Raw genomic sequence first — 16771 nt, forward strand, 5'->3', positions numbered from 1 at the left:
TCCGTCATGCCCTTGCCATCATGCCCTCACCGCCCGCCCGCGAACGAGTCCCCATGCCTGCCGCCGCCCCCAGCTCCCTGTCGATCACCCTGCAGATCGTCTCCATCGTCTTCTACACCTTCATCGCCTTTATCTGCATCGGCCTGCCGATTGCGGTGATCCCGGGCTATGTCCATGAGCAACTGGGTTTCAGCGCCGTAGTCGCCGGGATCACCATCGGCTCGCAATACCTGGCCACCCTGCTCAGCCGCCCGATGGCCGGACGCATGTCCGACAACGTCGGCACCAAGCGCGCCATCGTGCTGGGCCTGGCCGGCATTCTGGTCAGCGGCGTGCTGACGTTCCTGGCAACGCTGGTGCAAAGCACGCCGTCATTGAGCCTGGGTATTTTGATTGTTGCCCGCTTGTTGCTCGGCGTGGCCCAAGGCCTGATCGGCGTGGGCACTATCAGCTGGTGCATGGGCGCGGTCGGCGCCGAACACACCGCGCGCTCGATCTCTTGGAATGGCATCGCCTCCTACGGCGCCATCGCCATTGGTGCGCCGCTGGGCGTGGTGATGGTGGCCGAGTACGGCTACACCAGCCTTGGCATCGCGCTGTCGGTGTTGGCCGCATTGGGCCTTTTGCTGATTCGCAACAAACCGTCAGTGCCAGTGGTGCGTGGCGAGCGCTTGCCGTTCTGGGCCGTGTTCGGGCGTATTGCGCCCTTCGGGGCCAGCCTGTGCCTGGCCTCTATCGGCTACGGCACCCTCACCACGTTTATCACGTTGTATTACCTCAACCGTGGCTGGGCCGGAGCGGCGTACTGCCTCACGGTGTTTGGCGTGTGTTTTATCCTGTCGCGCCTGGTGTTTATCTCGGCCATCAGCCGCTTTGGCGGGTTCAGGGCGGCGATTGCCTGCATGACCATCGAAACCCTGGGCTTGACCTTGCTGTGGCTGGCGCCGTCCACCGGCGTCGCGCTGATCGGCGCCGGGCTGACAGGCTTTGGTTTGTCGCTGGTGTACCCGGCGCTGGGCGTAGAAGCCATCAAGCAAGTGCCCAACAGCAGCCGGGGCGCGGGGTTGAGCGCGTATGCAGTGTTCTTTGACCTGGCCCTGGCGATTGCCGGGCCGTTGATGGGGTTTGTGGCGTTGAACCTGGGTTACGGCTGGATCTTCTTCTGCGCTGCGCTGCTGTCGGTCACGGCATTGGCCGTGACTGTGCTGCTCAAGCGCCGCGCTTACTGATCTGCGGTCTGCAACCCGGCGCGGGTCGATTGACCCAGGGTGTGAATGAAGAAGCGCCCGGCCTCTGACACCAGGTCGCGGTGAATGCCCTCGCGGTCCACCCCGTCGGCATCGGTGCAGATCGCCGGCATGGCGGCCAGTTGGTCGCTGTCACACGGCGCCATGAACACGAAATGCCCTGCCCCGGCCAGCAGTTTGAAATCCGGAGGTTCCGGCAGTTTGCGCGCCAGGGCAGCGGCGTTTTTGTCCACGGCCACCAGCTTGTCGCCGTCGCCGCTGTAGAGCAGCACCGGCACGTGCACATCGGCCAGGGTGTGACGGCCGAACATCAGGCTCAGCGGCGCCATCAACATCAAGGCATGAATGCGCGGGTCGGCTTGCGGTTGCAGATCGTCACGGTCGACCACCAACTCGCCTTTGGTGGTGCAGGCGTCGCGGTCTTCCGGGCGCTCCTGGCAATAGCGGCGCAGGCGATCGAAATCGGGCTTGGCCCCCGCCAGGATCAGCGCGGTTTCGCCACCGGCCGAATAGCCGATCACCCCCACCTGATCCACGTTGACGAACGGCGACAGCATCGGGTCGCCCAAGGTGGCGGTGATGGCTTCGGAAATCTGGATCGGCCGCCCGTACAGGTTGCTTACCGTACCCAGGCGGCTGTGGTCCTTGTAGTTGTCGCCGGGATGCAGTACCGCCACCACCACAAACCCTTTTCGCGCCAGGGATGTGGCCAGGTCATGCAGGGCCAGCGGTGTACCGGTATTGCCATGGGACAGCATCAGCATCGGGAAGCGCCCGATGGCGACCTTGGAGTCTTCGGTAGCCGCGACGTGATAAGGACCCAGTTGGGTGGAGTGTTGATCGTCGGTGGACGGGTAGAACGCGATGGCCTTCATCGGCTGCAAGTCCAGCGGATCGAGGAACGTCATGCGATGGAAGCCCACACTCCAATGCGGGTGCGGCGCGGGGGCGGCGTGCACTGAAATCAGGCCACCGAGCAGGGAAAGTACCAAAACAGCACAAAGACGCATCATGAGGATGTCCACCTTTGCTGCATTAAAACCGGCATGTCTGTTTGAAAAGTCCATGGTTCAAGGTGCTCGTACCGGGTGGTAAACCCATGACTGCATAACCTGGGCCAAAGTAGAGACAGCGGGTAAACGAAAAAACTCCGTACTCCGGTCGTGTTCAGGTGACCAGAATACAGAGTTTAGGCGCCCGGCTTCAGATTGAAACCGAGGAAAGGCGAAATTTACACAAGCCTTACGCGGCGGCGAACAATTGTTCGCTGATGAGTACGTTGGCGTCGCTCAGGGCTTTGCTGCGCACTTCATCACCGTAGGCCAGGCCTTGGGCGCGGACGAATTCGATGTCGGTGATGCCCAGGAAACCAAACACCAGCTTCAAGTACTCTTCATGGCCGACGTTGCTCGGCTGGCCAGCGTGCAGACCACCGGCGGTGGACACGATGATCAGCTTCTTGCCACCGCACAAGCCTTCAGGGCCAGCTTCGGTGTAGCGGAAGGTCTGGCCGGCCACCGCGATGCGGTCGATCCAGGCCTTGAGTTGCGAAGGCACCGAGAAATTGTACATCGGTGCGCCGATCACCACGGCGTCAGCGCCGATGAATTCGGCCAGGGACGAAGCGCTCAGTTCAGCCTCGTGCTTTTGCACGGCATCGCGCAGTTCGGCAGCAGTGCCCAGGGCGCCCAAGGTCAGGCCGGAAAAGTGGCTGATACCTTCGTTTGCCAGGTCACGGTAAGTCACGCTCACACCTGGCTCTGCGGCTTGCCAGGCCTTGACCACGCCTGCGCTGAGCTGGCGGGAAGCCGAGTTGTCGCCGAGGATGCTGGAATCGATGTGCAACAGTTTCATGGGTGATCTCCAAGTGAGGATCGCCACTGGGCGATCAATTGAGGTTGATCCTACACATGAACCCAATAAACGATTAGACAGCTCAAATGCGACTGTTTGTCCTGCCAGCAGGACAATCCCATTTCCGCCCTGATCCAATCCCCCAGGTTTATTGCCCAATCCTCTGTGGTGCTGGATTTCACCCGCGCCACGCGGCATTCTCGCCGCAAATCCGCCAGCCACCGGGCCTGCCATGCACGCGAACTCCCCCGTCCTGACCAAGGGCCTGACCCTGCTGCTCGCCATCTGCTGCGGGTTTTCGGTCGCGACCATCTACTACAACCAGGCGATGCTGCCGCTGATCGCCACCAGCTTCGACGTGACCACCGCCCATGTCGGCCAGATCGCAATGCTCACCCAGCTCGGCTACGCCTGCGGCCTTTTGCTGTTTGTGCCGCTGGGCGACCGCATCAGCCGGCGCACCTTGATCCTGGCCGTGCTGTGCCTGAACTTCATCAGCCTGCTGGCCTCGGCCTCGGCGCCCTCGTTTACCTGGCTGCTGGTGGCGAGCGGGCTGCTGGGCCTGTCGGGGATCAGCGCCCAAGTGATCATCCCTGCCGCGTCCGACCTCAGCGAGCCAGCGCAAAAAGGCGCGGTCCTCGGCTTGATGGTCAGCGGCCTGTCTGCCGGTGGCCTGCTGGCCCGGACCGTCAGCGGCGTGGTCAGTGGCTGGCTGGGCTGGCGCGGCATGTTCGCCCTGGCGGCAGCCTTGGATGTGCTGCTGTTTATTGCGATCCTGACGCGCATGCCGGTGTCCATCTCTACCAGCAAGCTGGCCTACGGCGCCTTGCTCAAATCGCTGTGGGGCCTGGCCCGGCAGCACCCTACCCTGCGCCTGTCGGCCCTCAAGGCCGGCCTGGTGTTTGGCGCATTGAACGTGTTCTGGGGCTCGATGGCGGCGTTGCTGGCCTTGCCGCCCTATGGTTTCTCCAGTGCGCAGGCGGGATTGTTGGGGCTGTCGGCGATCGTCGGCATCCTCCTTGCCACCACCATCGGCCAACAGACCCGCCGCCACAGCCAACTGCTGGAATGGGTCGGCATCGGCACCGTGCTGGTGGCCTTTGCCCTGATCTACGCCTTCGGCCCGAGCGGCTGGTGGTGGCCGATCCTCATCGCGGCGACCTTCCTCGACCTCGGCAACCGGATCAACCAACTGGCCAACCAGACCCGCGTGCTGGCGCTGGAACCTTCGGCCACCAGCCGCCTGAACACTGTGTTCATGGTGGTCTACTTCATCGGCGGCGCCCTGGGCTCTGCGGCCGGCGCCTTTGCGTCACAGCATTACGGCTGGCAGGGTCAGGCGCTCACCGGCGCCGGGTTTGCCGGGCTCGCCCTGCTGATCACCCTGCTCAGTGGGATGACACGTAAATCGACGACGTCGTAGGCGCCGGCAGCGCATAGGTGCGCTTCATCCACTGGATCTCGTCCTGGGGCGTGCGCCCGAAGAAGCGCTTGAACTCGCGACTGAACTGCGAGGCGCTTTCATAACCGACCTTGGCACACGCAGTGGCGGCGGTGATGTCGTTGCGCAGCATTAACAAACGCGCCTGATGCAGGCGCGTGGACTTGAGGTACTGCATCGGCGACGTGTCGGTGACCGTGCGAAAATGCGCGTGAAAACTCGGCACACTCATCATCGCCTCGCCCGCCAGCGCCTCCACGTCCAGATGTTGGTGGTAGCACGCATGGATCTTGCGAATCGCCCGCGCCACCTTGCCGAACTGCCCCTGGCGATTGAGCGCGGCTCGCATTGAGCCGCCCTGCTCCCCGGTAAAAATCCGGTAGTAGATTTCGCGCATTAAGGTCGGCCCCAATATCTGCGCCTCCATCGGCACGCTCATCGCCTCCAGAAAGCGCAGCAATGACTCGCTGAGCCGCTCATCCATGGGCGAGGAATACATGCCCCGGGGCTTGGCCTGCGGGAGTTCGGGGAAGTTATCCAGCGCCAGCATCAACTCGGCCGCCAGGCTGAAGTCCAGCCGCAGGTACACCGCCAGCATCGGTTCCGCTTCGCTGGCCTCGGTTTCCATGGTGAACGGCACCGGCACCGACACCACCAGGTAATGCTGGGCGTCGTAGCGGTAGATCTCTTCGCCCAGGTAGCCGCTCTTGCGGCCCTGGCACACGATCACGATGCCCGGGTCGTACAGCACCGGCACGCGGTGCAGCGGCCGGTTGGAACGCAGGAAACGCACGTCATCCAATACGCTCAGGTTATAGCCTTCAACAGGCGCCAGGGCGCTAATCAGCTCGACAATTCTCTGTGTACGGCCCACGGCATCGGCTCCTCTGCAAAGCCACACAGTACTGCGCCAGAGGTGGCTGGCGCTACGCACTCATAGGAATAGGCAATCAGCACATTGGAATGGATATTCGCCCAAACAGCGCTTTTCCGTAGCCTGAAACAGCACTTTCAGCCCACGGAGATTCCCCCATGCTTATCGTCTACAACCCTGCAAACGGTGAAGAAATCGGCCGCGTAGCCAAACACTCTGCGACCGAGGTCAAGGCCGCCGTCGACCGCACCTGCGCCGCCTTCCCCGACTGGTCCGGCAAACTCGCCAAGGAGCGCAGTGACATCCTGCGCCGCTGGCACGACAGCGTGAAGGCCGACAAGGAAGCCTTCGCCGAACTGCTGTGCCGTGAAAATGGCAAATGCCTGACCGAAGCCCGTGGCGAGATCGACTACGGCCTGGGTTTCATCGAGTGGTACGCCGAAGAAGCCAAGCGCGTCTACGGCGACACTATCCCCACCCACGACCGTAACGCCCAGGTGATGGTCACCAAGGAAGCGGTCGGCCCGGTGGCGGCCATCACCCCATGGAACTTCCCGTTCATGATGATCACCCGCAAGGTCGCCACCGCCTTGGCCGCCGGTTGCACCATGGTGATCAAGCCGGCTGAAGACACGCCGCTGACCGCCCTCAAGCTGCTGGAATACGCGCGCAACGCCGGCATCGGCGAAGGCGTATTGGAAGTGGTAGTGGGCGACCCCAAGGAAATCGGCCCGATCCTCACCGGCGACCCGCGTATCCGCAAGATCACCTTCACCGGCTCCACCGCCGTGGGCAAATTGCTCGCCGCGCAATGCGCCGCCACCGTGAAGAAGATGACCCTGGAACTGGGCGGTAACGCGCCGTTTATCGTGTTCGAGGACGCCAACCTGGACGCCGCCGTACAAGGCTTGGTGAGCGCCAAGCTGCGTAACTCTGGCCAGGTGTGCATCTCACCCAACCGCATCTTTGTGCAGCAGAGCATCCTTGAGGCGTTCACCGAGCGCCTGAAGCAGGCGGTTGCCGCAATTGAAGTGGATCAGGGCCTGCGCGAAGGTTTTGTGGTCGGGCCTCTGGTCAATCAGCTGGGTTTTGACAAGGTGGTGCGCCTGGTGGAAGACGCCAGGGCTGCCGGCGCAACCGTACTCATGGGCGGCAAGCCTCACGCCAAGGGTGGCCTGTTCTACGCGCCGACTATCCTCACCGGCCTGGGGGATGACTCGCCGCTGGCCACCCAGGAGATCTTCGGCCCGGTGTTCGCCCTCTATGTCTTCAACGATGAAGAAGAAGTGATAGAACGCGCCAACAGCACCGAATTCGGCCTGGTGGCCTACGCCTACACCAGCGCCCTGGGCCGTTCGTTGCGCCTGTCTCGCCGGCTTGAAGCGGGCATGGTGATTCTGAACTCAGGCTCCGTGGGCACCGCCTCGATTCCGTTTGGCGGCATCAAGCAATCCGGGTATGGCCGCGAAGGCAGCTATTACGGGATCGAAGAGTACGTGCATGTGAAGTATGTGTTGATGGCCGGCATGTAGGGGCTGGATTTGCCCACGCCATACGCGGATAGTTCGTCCCATTGACAGGACAATAGGTTGACCATGCAAGACCTCAACGACCTCTACTATTTCGCCAAAGTCGTGGAAGCCGGTGGCTTCGCCGCTGCCGGCCGGCTGCTGGGCATTCCCAAGTCGCGGCTGTCGCGGCGCATTGCCGAGCTGGAAGAACGCCTGGGCGCCCGCCTGCTGCAACGTACCACCCGTCAACTCACCCTCACCGCCGTCGGCGAACGTTATTTGCGTCACTGCCAGGCGATGTTGCTGGAAGCGGAGATGGCCGACGAGGCCGTGGCCAGCATGTCCAGCGAGCCTCGGGGACGGTTGCGTGTCAGCTGCCCGGTGGGCATGGCCCAGCACATGTTGCCGGAGATGGTCGCGGGCTTTCTCGCCGCCCATCCGCTGGTGCAGCTGGAAATGACCCTGGTCAACCGCCGTGTCGACCTGGTTGCCGAAGGCATCGACGTGGCCCTGCGCGTGCGCGAGCTGGGCGATGAAGATCCGCTGTTGGTGACCAAGCGCCTGCGCCAGGCTCAGACCCTGCTGGTCGCCAGCCCCGCGTTTCTACAGGGGCGACAGATCAACACGTTGGAAGACCTCAAGCAACTGCCGGTGCTCGGTGCACTGGAGGCCGATCGCCTGGTCCACCTGCGCCTGATCGACCCCCAAGGCAATGCCGAGGACTTGTCGATGGAGGCGCGCCTGGGCATCGACGACTTTATCGTGCGCAAGGCCTGCGCCCTCAAGGGCCTGGGGTTTACCGTGCTGCCGATGATGTACTGCGAGGAAGAATTGGCCAGCGGCGCGTTGGTGCAACTGCTGCCCGAATGGTCGTCGCCGGGCGGCTGGTTGCAGGCGGTGTACCCGCATCGCCGTGGGGTGCTGCCGGCCATTCGCGCGTGGATCGATTACCTGGAAGAGGCCTTCAAGGGCTGTGGAGATCGCTTGTTATGAAGATGACTGAAGCCCAGGTCGCGGCGTTCTGCCTGAGTTTGCCCGGTGCGCGGGAGGACTATAAATGGGGCGGTGTGCGGGTGTTTTCGATTGCGGGCAACAAGATGTTTGCCTTGCAGAATCTGCGGGGGGAGTCGTTGGCGTTCAAGGTCGACAAGGCGTTGTTTCTTGGGCATATCGACCGGCCGGGGATTCATCCGGCGCCTTATTTGGCGCGGGCGCAGTGGGTGATCATGAATACGCCGTATCCGCTGGGGGCTGAGGAGTTGCGGGGGCTGTTGCAGCGGTCTCACCAGTTGGTGGTGGGTAAGTTGCCCAAGCGGGCGCAGGTGGGGTTGCGTCTGGAGTAAGGGGTCTGACAGCTTTCCAACTGTTGCCCTGCGATCAAAAATGTGGGAGCTGGCTTGCCTGCGATGGCGGCCTCACGGGGTACATATCCATTTCTTGGGTAACGGCGGCTTATGGTTCCGCTCTTACAGCGGCTCACTTTGGAAAAGCCGGAATGCCGGCCCAGCCCAAAGTAAGCAAAGGGTTCTTGCCCCAACACTCGGCACCTCGCCTAGGCTCGGTGTGCCCGTAATCCGACAGTGATTTGGGGGGCCGCCTAAGATCAAAGTCAAAAGCAAGAGCACAGCGGCCTGACAGCCGGCTTGAGTGGTGTAGAGCAAAAGCAAACACGGTCCACTGTAGGAGCCGGCTTGCCGGCGATGGCATCAACCGGGTATGCCTGATTCACCAAGGTGCCTGCATCGCCGGCAAGCCAGCTCCTACAAGAGCGGCTCGCTTCGCATCGTGGTTAGCGTTGGGTGTTTTGCCTAAAGGACTGACAGCAGCGTGCCGCCCAGGAACAGTTGGTCCAGCCAGAACACTTGGTGCAACAGCACGATCACCCAGAACAGGACTTGGTAAGACACTTTGCGGGTCTTGTGCCGGAAGACTTGCTGGGCGAGTAACGCGCCCGGCCAGCCGCCTGCCAGTTCGACGGCGTGCAGGATATTTTCCGGGGTGCGGCGGCCTTCGGTCTGGGCCTTGCGTTTGTCGTTCCAGTACATCAGGAACGCCACCACGCTGACCACGCCGTAGGCCGCGAGCGGGATCAGCGTTTCGCCGCGATACCAGAGCAAGGCCGAGCCCAGCAGCGGCACGGCGCACAGCAGCACGAAGATCAGCGCCTTGAGGCGTGGGTGCTGGATGTTCATGGCTTGACCGCGGTCCAGTCGATCCAGCCGAATTGCCAGGTCGCCAGGATCACCAGGCCGAAGGCGATGCGGTACCAGGCAAAGGCCGCGTAGCTGTGACTGGCGATGAACTTGAGCAAGGCCTTGACCGCGATCATCGCGAAGATGAACGAGGTGACAAAACCGATGGCGAACACCGGCAGGTCATCGGGCTGGAACAGGTGACGGTACTTGTAGCCCGAATACACGGCGGCACCGACCATGGTCGGCATGGCCAGGAAGAACGAGAACTCGGTGGCGGTCTTGCGCGACAGGCCGAACAGCAGGCCGCCAATGATGGTCGCGCCGGAACGCGAGGTGCCCGGGATCATCGCCAGGCACTGGGCAAAGCCCACCTTGATCGCGTCTTTCCAGGTGATGTCGTCCACGGTTTCGGCGTGCACCGCGTGCTGGCGGCGCTCGGCCCACAGCATGATCACGCCGCCGACGACCAGGGCTGCCGCCACGGTGATCGGGTTGAACAGGTAGTGCTTGATCAGGTCGGCAAAAATCACCCCCAGTACCACCGCCGGCAGTACCGCGATGATCAGGTTGACCGTGAAGCGCTGGGCATTGCGCTGGGTCGGCAAGCCGGTGACCACGTCGAAGATCTTGCGCCGGAATTCCCAGACCACGGCGAGGATCGCGCCCAGCTGGATGATGATATTGAACGCTTCGAAGCGTTCGCCGCCGAAGCCGATCAGGTCGGCGACGATGATCTGGTGGCCGGTGCTGGAGATCGGCAGGAACTCGGTCAGCCCTTCCACAACGCCCAAAATCAATGCCTGTATGGCGGTCCAAATGTCCATGTTTCTCCCAAAGGTCGTGCGTGTTTCTAATGATTCAAAGAGGCGAGCGCACCGAAGGCCCGGTGTTGATAGTCAACCCCGGCGTGCAAAAATTGCGTGAAAAATCAGGCAGTACTCAGGTTTTCCGATTGCAGGCCGAAAGCCTATCAGACAAGCCGGAAATGTCGATGCAGCACCCACAATTATAAAAAGCACGGAGTGACAGGACCATGAACAGTTTGCGCAGCATGTCGATCAGCCGTCGTCTCTGGCTGATCCTGATCGTCGCCGTGTTGATGCTGTTGACCCTGGGCCTGCTGATGCTCAAGCAGATCCACGGCGACCTCTACCAGGCCAAGCGCCAGCAGACCCAGCACGTGGTGCAGACGGCCAGCGGCGTCCTCGCCTATTACCAGAACCTTGAAAAAACCGGCGCGCTCACCCGCGAAGCCGCGCAGAAACAGGCGTTGAGCGCCGTGCGCGGCCTGCGCTACGACCACGACGACTACTTCTGGATCAACGACCTCACCCCCGTGATGATCATGCACGCCGCCAACCCCAAGCTGGACGGCCAGAACCTCTCGGCCATCCGCGACCCGGACGGGTTTGCGGTGTTCAACGAGTTCGTGATCCTGGCCAAGGCCAAGGGCGCCGGCATCGTCAACTATCGTTGGCCGAAGCCGGGTGCCGAAGCGCCGGTGGAGAAAACCTCGTACATCCAGCTGTTCGAACCCTGGGGCTGGATCATCGGTTCCGGTGTGTACGTGGACGACGTGCAGGCCGAGTTCAAGGGCCAGGTGTGGAAAGCCTCGCTGATTGGCCTGGGCATTGCGCTGGTCATGGCCTTGCTGGTGACAGTGATCGCCCGCAGCATCGTCAACCCGTTGCAGGCGGCGGTGAATGCCATGGGCAATATCGCCAGCGGCGAAAGCGACCTGACCCGCAGCCTGGACACCCACGGCAATGATGAGGTGACCCAGCTGTCCCGGCACTTCAACAGCTTCACCGCCAAGCTGCGCCAGGTGGTGGGCCAGTTGCAGGTGTGCGCCAACGCCCTCGGGCAGTCCTCCACCGAGCTGGGCACCAATGCCAGCCAGGCCCATGACCGCAGCCAGCAGCAGTCGCAGCAGATGGAACTGGTGGCCACCGCCATCAATGAAGTGACCTACGGTGTGCAGGACGTGGCGAAAAACGCCGAGCACGCCGCCAGCGAAATGCGTGACGCCCAGGCCCAGGCGCAGCAAGGCCAGGTGAACATCGACGGCAGCCTGCAGCAGATCGACCAGCTCTCGGGCACCATCAGCCAGGCCGTGGAGGTGATCCGCACCCTGTCCAGCGAAAGCACACAGATTGGCGGCGTGCTGGAAGTGATCCGCTCGATTGCCGACCAGACCAACCTGCTGGCCCTCAACGCCGCCATCGAAGCGGCACGCGCCGGCGAGCAAGGCCGGGGGTTTGCCGTGGTGGCCGATGAAGTGCGCCTGCTGGCCCAGCGCACGCAAAAGTCCACCGCCGAGATCCAGGTGATGATCGAGCGCCTGCAGGGCCACTCGGAAGCGGCGGTCAAGGTGATCAGCGACAGCCACAGCGCGTCGCAACTGACCATCGAACAAGCCGGCCAGGCCGGTGCCAGCCTCAATGCCATCGGCCAGGCGCTGCGCAACCTCAACGGCCTGAATGCCTCGATCGCCAGCGCCACCTTGCAGCAGGCCCATGTGGTTGAAGACATCAACCAGAACGTCACCCAGGCGGCAGGCCTGTCCCACAGCACCGCGTTGGCGGCAGAGCAATCGAGCGTCGCCAGCGCCCACCTGCGCGGTCTCAGCGAACAACTCGATGGCCTGTTGCGCCCATTCAAAATCTAACCCCGCCCCCTGTAGGAGCCGGCTTGCCGGCGATAGCGCTCTTGAAATGGCCACAAGACCCAAGGGCGAATCGCCGGCAAGCCGGCTCCTACAATGGACCATCTTTGGTTACAATCAGCGCCCTCTTCGTCTCCCCTAAGGAACCGCCATGTCCGGGCTTGAACTGTTCGCCGCCGCCCTGGGGGTGATCGCTGTCTGGCTGACGGTCAAACAGAACCCTTGGTGCTGGCCCATCGGCCTGGTGATGGTGCTGCTCTACACCTGGATATTCTTCGACGTAAAACTCTATTCCGACATGCTGCTGCAAGTGGTCTACGCCGCGCTGCAAGTGTACGGCTGGTGGCAGTGGACCCGCGCCGGCGAGGTCAAACAGGGTCGCCAGGTCACCAGCCTCGGCTGGCCGGCGATCATGACCAGCCTGGCCGTGGGTGCGGCCGGCAGCCTGTTGTTGGGCGCGGCCATGGCCCACTGGACCGACGCCGCCCAGCCCTGGCTCGACGCCGCCCTCACCGGCTTCAGCCTGGTCGCGCAGATGTGGATGGCGCAGAAGCGCGTGCAATGCTGGCCGTTGTGGATCGCGGTGGATGTGATTTTCGTTGGCCTGTTCCTCTACAAAGGCCTGTACCTCACGGCCGCGCTCTATGCGCTGTTCACCGTGATCGCCGTGCAGGGCTGGCGTGAATGGCGTGCCGACCCGGCGCTGCGCGCATGAAGGTGGTGGTACTGGCCGGCCCCGAGTCCAGCGGTAAAAGCTGGCTGGCGGCGGAACTGCAAGCGCATTTTGGCGGTGTGATGGTCGGCGAATACGTGCGCCACTTCATAGACCAACATCAGCGCGACACCACCCTGGCCGACATCCCCGCTATCGCCCACGGCCAACTGGCCTGGGAAGATGCCGCCCGCGCCAAACAGCCCGACCTGCTGATCCTCGACACGCACTTGCTGACCAACAAGCTGTGGAGCCAGACCCTGTTCGGCGACTACCCCGCCTGGCTCGACAGCGAACTGCTGGCACGGCACTACGACCTGCACCTGGTGCTGTCACCGGAGGACGTGGAGTGGACCGCCGACGGCCAGCGCTGCCAACCGGAACTGGCGGACCGCCAGGCGTTTTTCCAGGACAGCCTGGACTGGATCGAGCGGCACCAGCAGCCAGCGCTGGTCATTCGTGGCAGCTGGGAAGAACGCCGCGCCATCGCATTCCAAGCCGTTGAACAACTCCTTGCCGAGGTGCCTGCATGACTCACCCCCTGCGTATCGCCATCGTCGGCGGCGGCCCTGGCGGCCTGACCCTGGCGCGTATCCTCAGCCGTCACGGTGTAGCCGTCTGCGTATTCGAACGTGAAAGCGGGCCGCTGGAGCGCCCGCAAGGTGGCACACTGGATCTGCACGTGGAGTCCGGCCAGTTCGCGTTGCAACAAGCCGGCCTGGAAGACGCCTTCAAACGCATCGCCCGCTATGAAGACCAGGGATCACGGCTGATGGACCATCACGGCCAGCTGCTGTTTGAAGACCCGAATCCCGAGGCGGGAGACCGCCCGGAAGTCGACCGCACGCAGCTGCGCCAGATCCTGCTGGACTCCCTGCCCGAGGGTTGCGTGAAGTGGGGCGTGAGCATCAACCATGCCAGCCAGGGCGATGACCAACGCTGGACACTGCATCAAGGCGACCGCCATCACGGGCCTTTTGACTTGGTGGTGGGTGCCGACGGGGCCTGGTCGAAAATCCGCCCGTTGTTGTCGCCTTATCAGCCGCAGTACAGCGGGTTGACCTTTATTGAATTCAACATCGATGACGCCGACCTGAGGCACCCACTCGCCGCCCGCCTGGTCGGTCGCGGCACGCTGCAGGTGGCCGGCGAAGCCCGCTCGATCATCGTGCAACGCAACGCCAACGCGCACCTGCGCGGCTATGCGATCTTCCGCGTGCCTACGGATTGGGCGGCAAACACAATAGATTTGTCCCACGCGCCCTCGTTGAAAAGCCAATTCCGAGGTTGGCACCCAGACGTGCTGGCGCTGTTTGACGCCGCCAGCCCCACCCTGCTCGTCCGTCACATCCACGCCCTGCCCGTCGGCCATCGCTGGGCCCATCGGCCCGGGTTGACGTTGATCGGGGATGCGGCGCACTTGATGTCGCCGTTTGGTGGCGAAGGGGTGAATGCGGCGATGCTCGATGCTGCCGAACTGGCACAGCACCTGCTGGAGACACCTGACGGCTCGAAAGCCGTGCAGGCGTATGAAAACCACATGTTCGAACGGGTGATGCCGTCAGCCCAAGGCAGCGCCGAGGGCGCCGCCCTGCAGCTATCCCATGACAGCGTGGCGCTGTCCCTGGCCCACCTGCATCACCACCTCACGCCTCAGTAACCCAGGGACAAACCGGTGTTACGGCGCGGGTCATTCGCGCCGTAGAAACGGTTGTTGCCCACCGGCTTGCCACCCAGGGACGGTGCGCCCACCAGGATTGCAGCCAAGTGGTTGGCGTCCTGCGGGCCGGCGAACTTGTGGCCCCAGCTTTCGAGGATCTTCTGGGTGTCCGGGCTGACCGCAAAGGTTTCCAGGTTGGTGGTTTCAGGCATCCACTGCTGGTGGAATCGCGGCGCGTCCACGGCTTCCTGGATGTTCATCTTGTAGTCGATGACATTGAGGATGGTCAGCAAGGTCGCGGTGATAATGCGGCTGCCACCCGGCGTACCCACCACCATCACAGCCTTGCCGTCCTTGGTCACGATGGTCGGGCTCATCGACGACAATGGCGCCTTGCCCGGCGCAATGGCGTTGGCTTCGCCCTGGACCAGGCCGTACATGTTCGGTACGCCGACCTTGACGGTGAAGTCGTCCATTTCATCGTTGAGGATCACGCCGGTCTTGCTTGCCATCACGCCCGCACCGAACCAGTCGTTGAGGGTGTAGGTGACCGAGACCGCGTTGCCCCACTTGTCGACGATGGAATAGTGGGTGGTGTTGTTGCCTTCATGGGGCGACACGCCGGGCTTGATGGCTTGGGAGTCACCGGCCTTCTGCGGTTCGATAGCGGCGCGCAGCTTGGCGGCGTAGTCCTTGTCCAGCAGGTGGGCGATTGGGTTCTTCACGAAGTCCGGGTCGCCGAGGTAGCTGTTACGGTCCACGTAGGCGTGGCGCATCGCTTCGATCTGGTAGTGCAGGCCCTGGGCCGAGTGGTAGCCCAGGTCGGCCATCGGGTAGCCTTCGAGGATGTTCATGATCTGGCAGATCACCACGCCACCGGAGCTCGGAGGCGGCGCCGAAACCACGTGGTAGCCCCGGTAATCGCACTCGATAGGCGCCAACTCACGGGTCTTGTACTTGTCCAGGTCAGCCTGGGTGATGATGCCTTTGCCAGCCTGGCTGGAATCCACCAGCGCCTTCGCTACCCAGCCTTTATAGAAACCATCGGTGCCCTTGGCGGAGATTTCCTTGAGGGTCTTGGCCAGGTCTTTCTGCACCAGTTTCTGGCCCACCTGCATCGGTTGGCCGTTGTGCAGGAAGATGGCGCGCATGTCCTTGTCTTTTTCGAACTCGCCGGTGGCGGTGTGCAGCAGGTCGATATCACCCTGCTCCAGGGCGAAGCCGTTTTCCGCCAGCTTGATCGCCGGGGCAATCACCTGGGCGCGCTTGAGGGTGCCGTATTTGCTCAGGGCCAGTTCCATGCCGGAGACGGTGCCAGGCACGCCCACGGCCAAATGGCCCTTGGCGCTCAGGCCGTCGATGACCTTGCCGTCCTTGTCCAGGTACATGTCGGCAGTCGCCGCCAGCGGGGCTTTTTCGCGGAAGTCGAGGAAGGTCTTGCGCCCGTCGGCCAGTTGCACGGTCATGAACCCGCCACCGCCCAGGTTACCCGCCGCCGGATACACCACGGCCAGCGCATAGCCCACGGCGACGGCCGCATCCACCGCGTTGCCGCCGGCCTTGAGCACATCCACACCCACATGAGTGGCCAAATGCTGGGCGGTCACCACCATGCCATTTTCACCGGCCACCGGGGCCTGGGAAGCGGCCTGTACACCGCTGACCGTCAACACCAGGGCAGTGGCAATCAAGGTACGGCTGAAGGGTTGGTATTTCATCCATGGCTACTCTATTTATTGAGGTGCACCAAAATAGCCCGTTCAGGATCCAATCCCCAGTGCAATGGCGTTTTTATTACAGAACTTGTCGGTCACAGAACGGCCGAAAAAATGCCCATGCTATATTTCGCGCCCTGACTGTCGCGCAAGGCGCTCCCCATGGTGATCAAGAAGACCGGCATTCGTGCCCAACAGGCGGACCAGACACGTGCACGCATCCTGCAGGCGGCGGTCAAGGTGTTCGCCTGCGACGGTTATTCCGGTGGCCGGGTCGACAGCATTTCCAAGGCAGCCGACTCCAACGACCGCATGCTCTATTACTATTTCGGCAGCAAGGAACACCTGTTCGTCTGCGTGCTGGAACACATCTACGAGCAGTTCAACAAAGCCGAAAGCAAGCTCAAGCTCGACCTCAATGCGCCGGTGCAGGCCTTGCGTGATCTGGTGGGGTTCATCTGGAACTACTACGTCAAGCACCCGGAATTCGTGGCGATCCTGAGCATCGAGAACCTGCACCAGGGCAAGCATGCGCAGCAGTCCGGCGAGATGCGCCGGTTGTCGGGCGAAGCGGTTGGCGTATTACGGCCGATCATCGAGGCTGGGCAGGCGCAAGGTGTATTTCGCCAGGACGTGGACCTCAAGCACGTGTATTTGATGATTGCCTCGCTCTGCTACTTCTATAACTCCAACCGCCATACCCTCAGCTCATTTCTCGGCGAAGACCTGACGGACAAGGGGCAGCAGCAGGATTGGCTGGCCTTCATCACCGACCTCGTCCTGCGCGGCGTCACCCCCAGTCCACTGTAGAAACCGAATCAAACTGTGGGAGCTGGGGTGGGGGGGGGGGGGGGGGGGGGGGGGGGGGGGGGGGGGGGGGGGGGGGGGGGGGGGGGG

General features: G+C 62.7%; 16 protein-coding genes. 10 read left to right on the forward strand and 6 right to left on the reverse strand.

The window, feature by feature from the left end:
• Positions 1-53 precede the first annotated feature (53 nt).
• Positions 54-1229 (forward strand): MFS transporter, encoded by a 1176-nt coding sequence (locus AC07SU_RS25730; RefSeq protein ID WP_494998627.1) that lies wholly within the window; start codon positions 54-56, stop codon positions 1227-1229.
• Here the strand turns inward: AC07SU_RS25730 and AC07SU_RS25735 are convergent.
• Together AC07SU_RS25735 and AC07SU_RS25740 are read right to left on the reverse strand one after the other, a co-directional pair.
• Entirely contained in the window at positions 1223-2260 is a 1038-nt protein-coding gene (locus AC07SU_RS25735; protein ID WP_176998148.1) for an alpha/beta hydrolase family protein, read from the reverse strand. The two genes, AC07SU_RS25730 and AC07SU_RS25735, sit on opposite strands and share 7 nt — an antisense overlap.
• Positions 2261-2489: 229 nt before the next feature.
• On the reverse strand, positions 2490-3101 hold the full coding sequence (locus AC07SU_RS25740; RefSeq protein ID WP_494998628.1) for an FMN-dependent NADH-azoreductase: 612 nt from the start codon (positions 3099-3101) through the stop codon (positions 2490-2492).
• Between the two features lie 232 nt (positions 3102-3333).
• Between AC07SU_RS25740 and AC07SU_RS25745 the strand changes: the two genes are divergently transcribed.
• On the forward strand, positions 3334-4524 hold the full coding sequence (locus AC07SU_RS25745; RefSeq protein ID WP_494998629.1) for an MFS transporter: 1191 nt from the start codon (positions 3334-3336) through the stop codon (positions 4522-4524).
• Here the strand turns inward: AC07SU_RS25745 and AC07SU_RS25750 are convergent.
• Positions 4490-5416, reverse strand: a complete 927-nt coding sequence (locus AC07SU_RS25750; RefSeq protein ID WP_494998630.1) for an AraC family transcriptional regulator — start codon at positions 5414-5416, stop codon at positions 4490-4492. The two genes, AC07SU_RS25745 and AC07SU_RS25750, sit on opposite strands and share 35 nt — an antisense overlap.
• A gap of 158 nt (positions 5417-5574) precedes the next feature.
• On the opposite strand from AC07SU_RS25750, the gene AC07SU_RS25755 reads away from it, so the two are divergent.
• From AC07SU_RS25755 to AC07SU_RS25765, 3 genes are all read left to right on the forward strand, one after another.
• Positions 5575-6948: an NAD-dependent succinate-semialdehyde dehydrogenase gene (locus AC07SU_RS25755; protein ID WP_494998631.1), complete on the forward strand. Its 1374-nt coding sequence runs from the start codon at positions 5575-5577 to the stop codon at positions 6946-6948.
• Positions 6949-7011: 63 nt separating this feature from the next.
• The gene (locus AC07SU_RS25760; RefSeq protein ID WP_494998632.1) at positions 7012-7920 is read left to right on the forward strand and encodes a LysR substrate-binding domain-containing protein; all 909 of its coding nucleotides are present in this window, start codon (positions 7012-7014) and stop codon (positions 7918-7920) included.
• Complete coding sequence (locus AC07SU_RS25765; protein ID WP_494998633.1) at positions 7917-8270, forward strand: MmcQ/YjbR family DNA-binding protein; 354 nt, start codon at positions 7917-7919, stop codon at positions 8268-8270. Before AC07SU_RS25760 ends, AC07SU_RS25765 begins: the two co-directional genes overlap by 4 nt.
• Positions 8271-8735: 465 nt before the next feature.
• Here AC07SU_RS25765 and AC07SU_RS25770 read toward each other — a convergent pair whose 3' ends face one another.
• Both AC07SU_RS25770 and AC07SU_RS25775 read right to left on the reverse strand, forming a co-directional pair.
• The gene (locus AC07SU_RS25770) at positions 8736-9119 is read right to left on the reverse strand and encodes a DUF1294 domain-containing protein (RefSeq protein ID WP_494998634.1); all 384 of its coding nucleotides are present in this window, start codon (positions 9117-9119) and stop codon (positions 8736-8738) included.
• A complete protein-coding gene (locus AC07SU_RS25775; RefSeq protein ID WP_176998141.1) occupies positions 9116-9946 on the reverse strand; it encodes an undecaprenyl-diphosphate phosphatase in 831 nt (276 codons plus the stop codon). The genes AC07SU_RS25770 and AC07SU_RS25775 overlap by 4 nt, the downstream gene beginning before the upstream one ends.
• Positions 9947-10155: 209 nt before the next feature.
• Between AC07SU_RS25775 and AC07SU_RS25780 the strand changes: the two genes are divergently transcribed.
• From AC07SU_RS25780 to AC07SU_RS25795, 4 genes are all read left to right on the forward strand, one after another.
• Entirely contained in the window at positions 10156-11790 is a 1635-nt protein-coding gene (locus tag AC07SU_RS25780) for a methyl-accepting chemotaxis protein (protein ID WP_494998635.1), read from the forward strand.
• Positions 11791-11938: 148 nt separating this feature from the next.
• A complete protein-coding gene (gene pnuC, locus AC07SU_RS25785) occupies positions 11939-12502 on the forward strand; it encodes a nicotinamide riboside transporter PnuC (protein WP_176998139.1) in 564 nt (187 codons plus the stop codon).
• Positions 12499-13032, forward strand: a complete 534-nt coding sequence (locus tag AC07SU_RS25790) for an AAA family ATPase (protein ID WP_494998641.1) — start codon at positions 12499-12501, stop codon at positions 13030-13032. Before pnuC ends, AC07SU_RS25790 begins: the two co-directional genes overlap by 4 nt.
• The gene (locus tag AC07SU_RS25795) at positions 13029-14159 is read left to right on the forward strand and encodes an FAD-dependent oxidoreductase (RefSeq protein WP_494998636.1); all 1131 of its coding nucleotides are present in this window, start codon (positions 13029-13031) and stop codon (positions 14157-14159) included. Before AC07SU_RS25790 ends, AC07SU_RS25795 begins: the two co-directional genes overlap by 4 nt.
• On the opposite strand, the gene ggt is transcribed toward AC07SU_RS25795, so the two are convergent.
• Positions 14153-15877 (reverse strand): gamma-glutamyltransferase, encoded by a 1725-nt coding sequence (ggt, locus tag AC07SU_RS25800; RefSeq protein WP_494998637.1) that lies wholly within the window; start codon positions 15875-15877, stop codon positions 14153-14155. The two genes, AC07SU_RS25795 and ggt, sit on opposite strands and share 7 nt — an antisense overlap.
• Before the next feature lie 159 nt (positions 15878-16036).
• Here ggt and AC07SU_RS25805 point away from each other — a divergent pair, with 159 nt between their 5' ends.
• On the forward strand, positions 16037-16684 hold the full coding sequence (locus AC07SU_RS25805) for a TetR/AcrR family transcriptional regulator (protein ID WP_494998638.1): 648 nt from the start codon (positions 16037-16039) through the stop codon (positions 16682-16684).
• Positions 16685-16771: the final 87 nt, after the last annotated feature.

It is taken from the genome of Pseudomonas sp. GW821-FHT05H12, assembly GCF_059419385.1.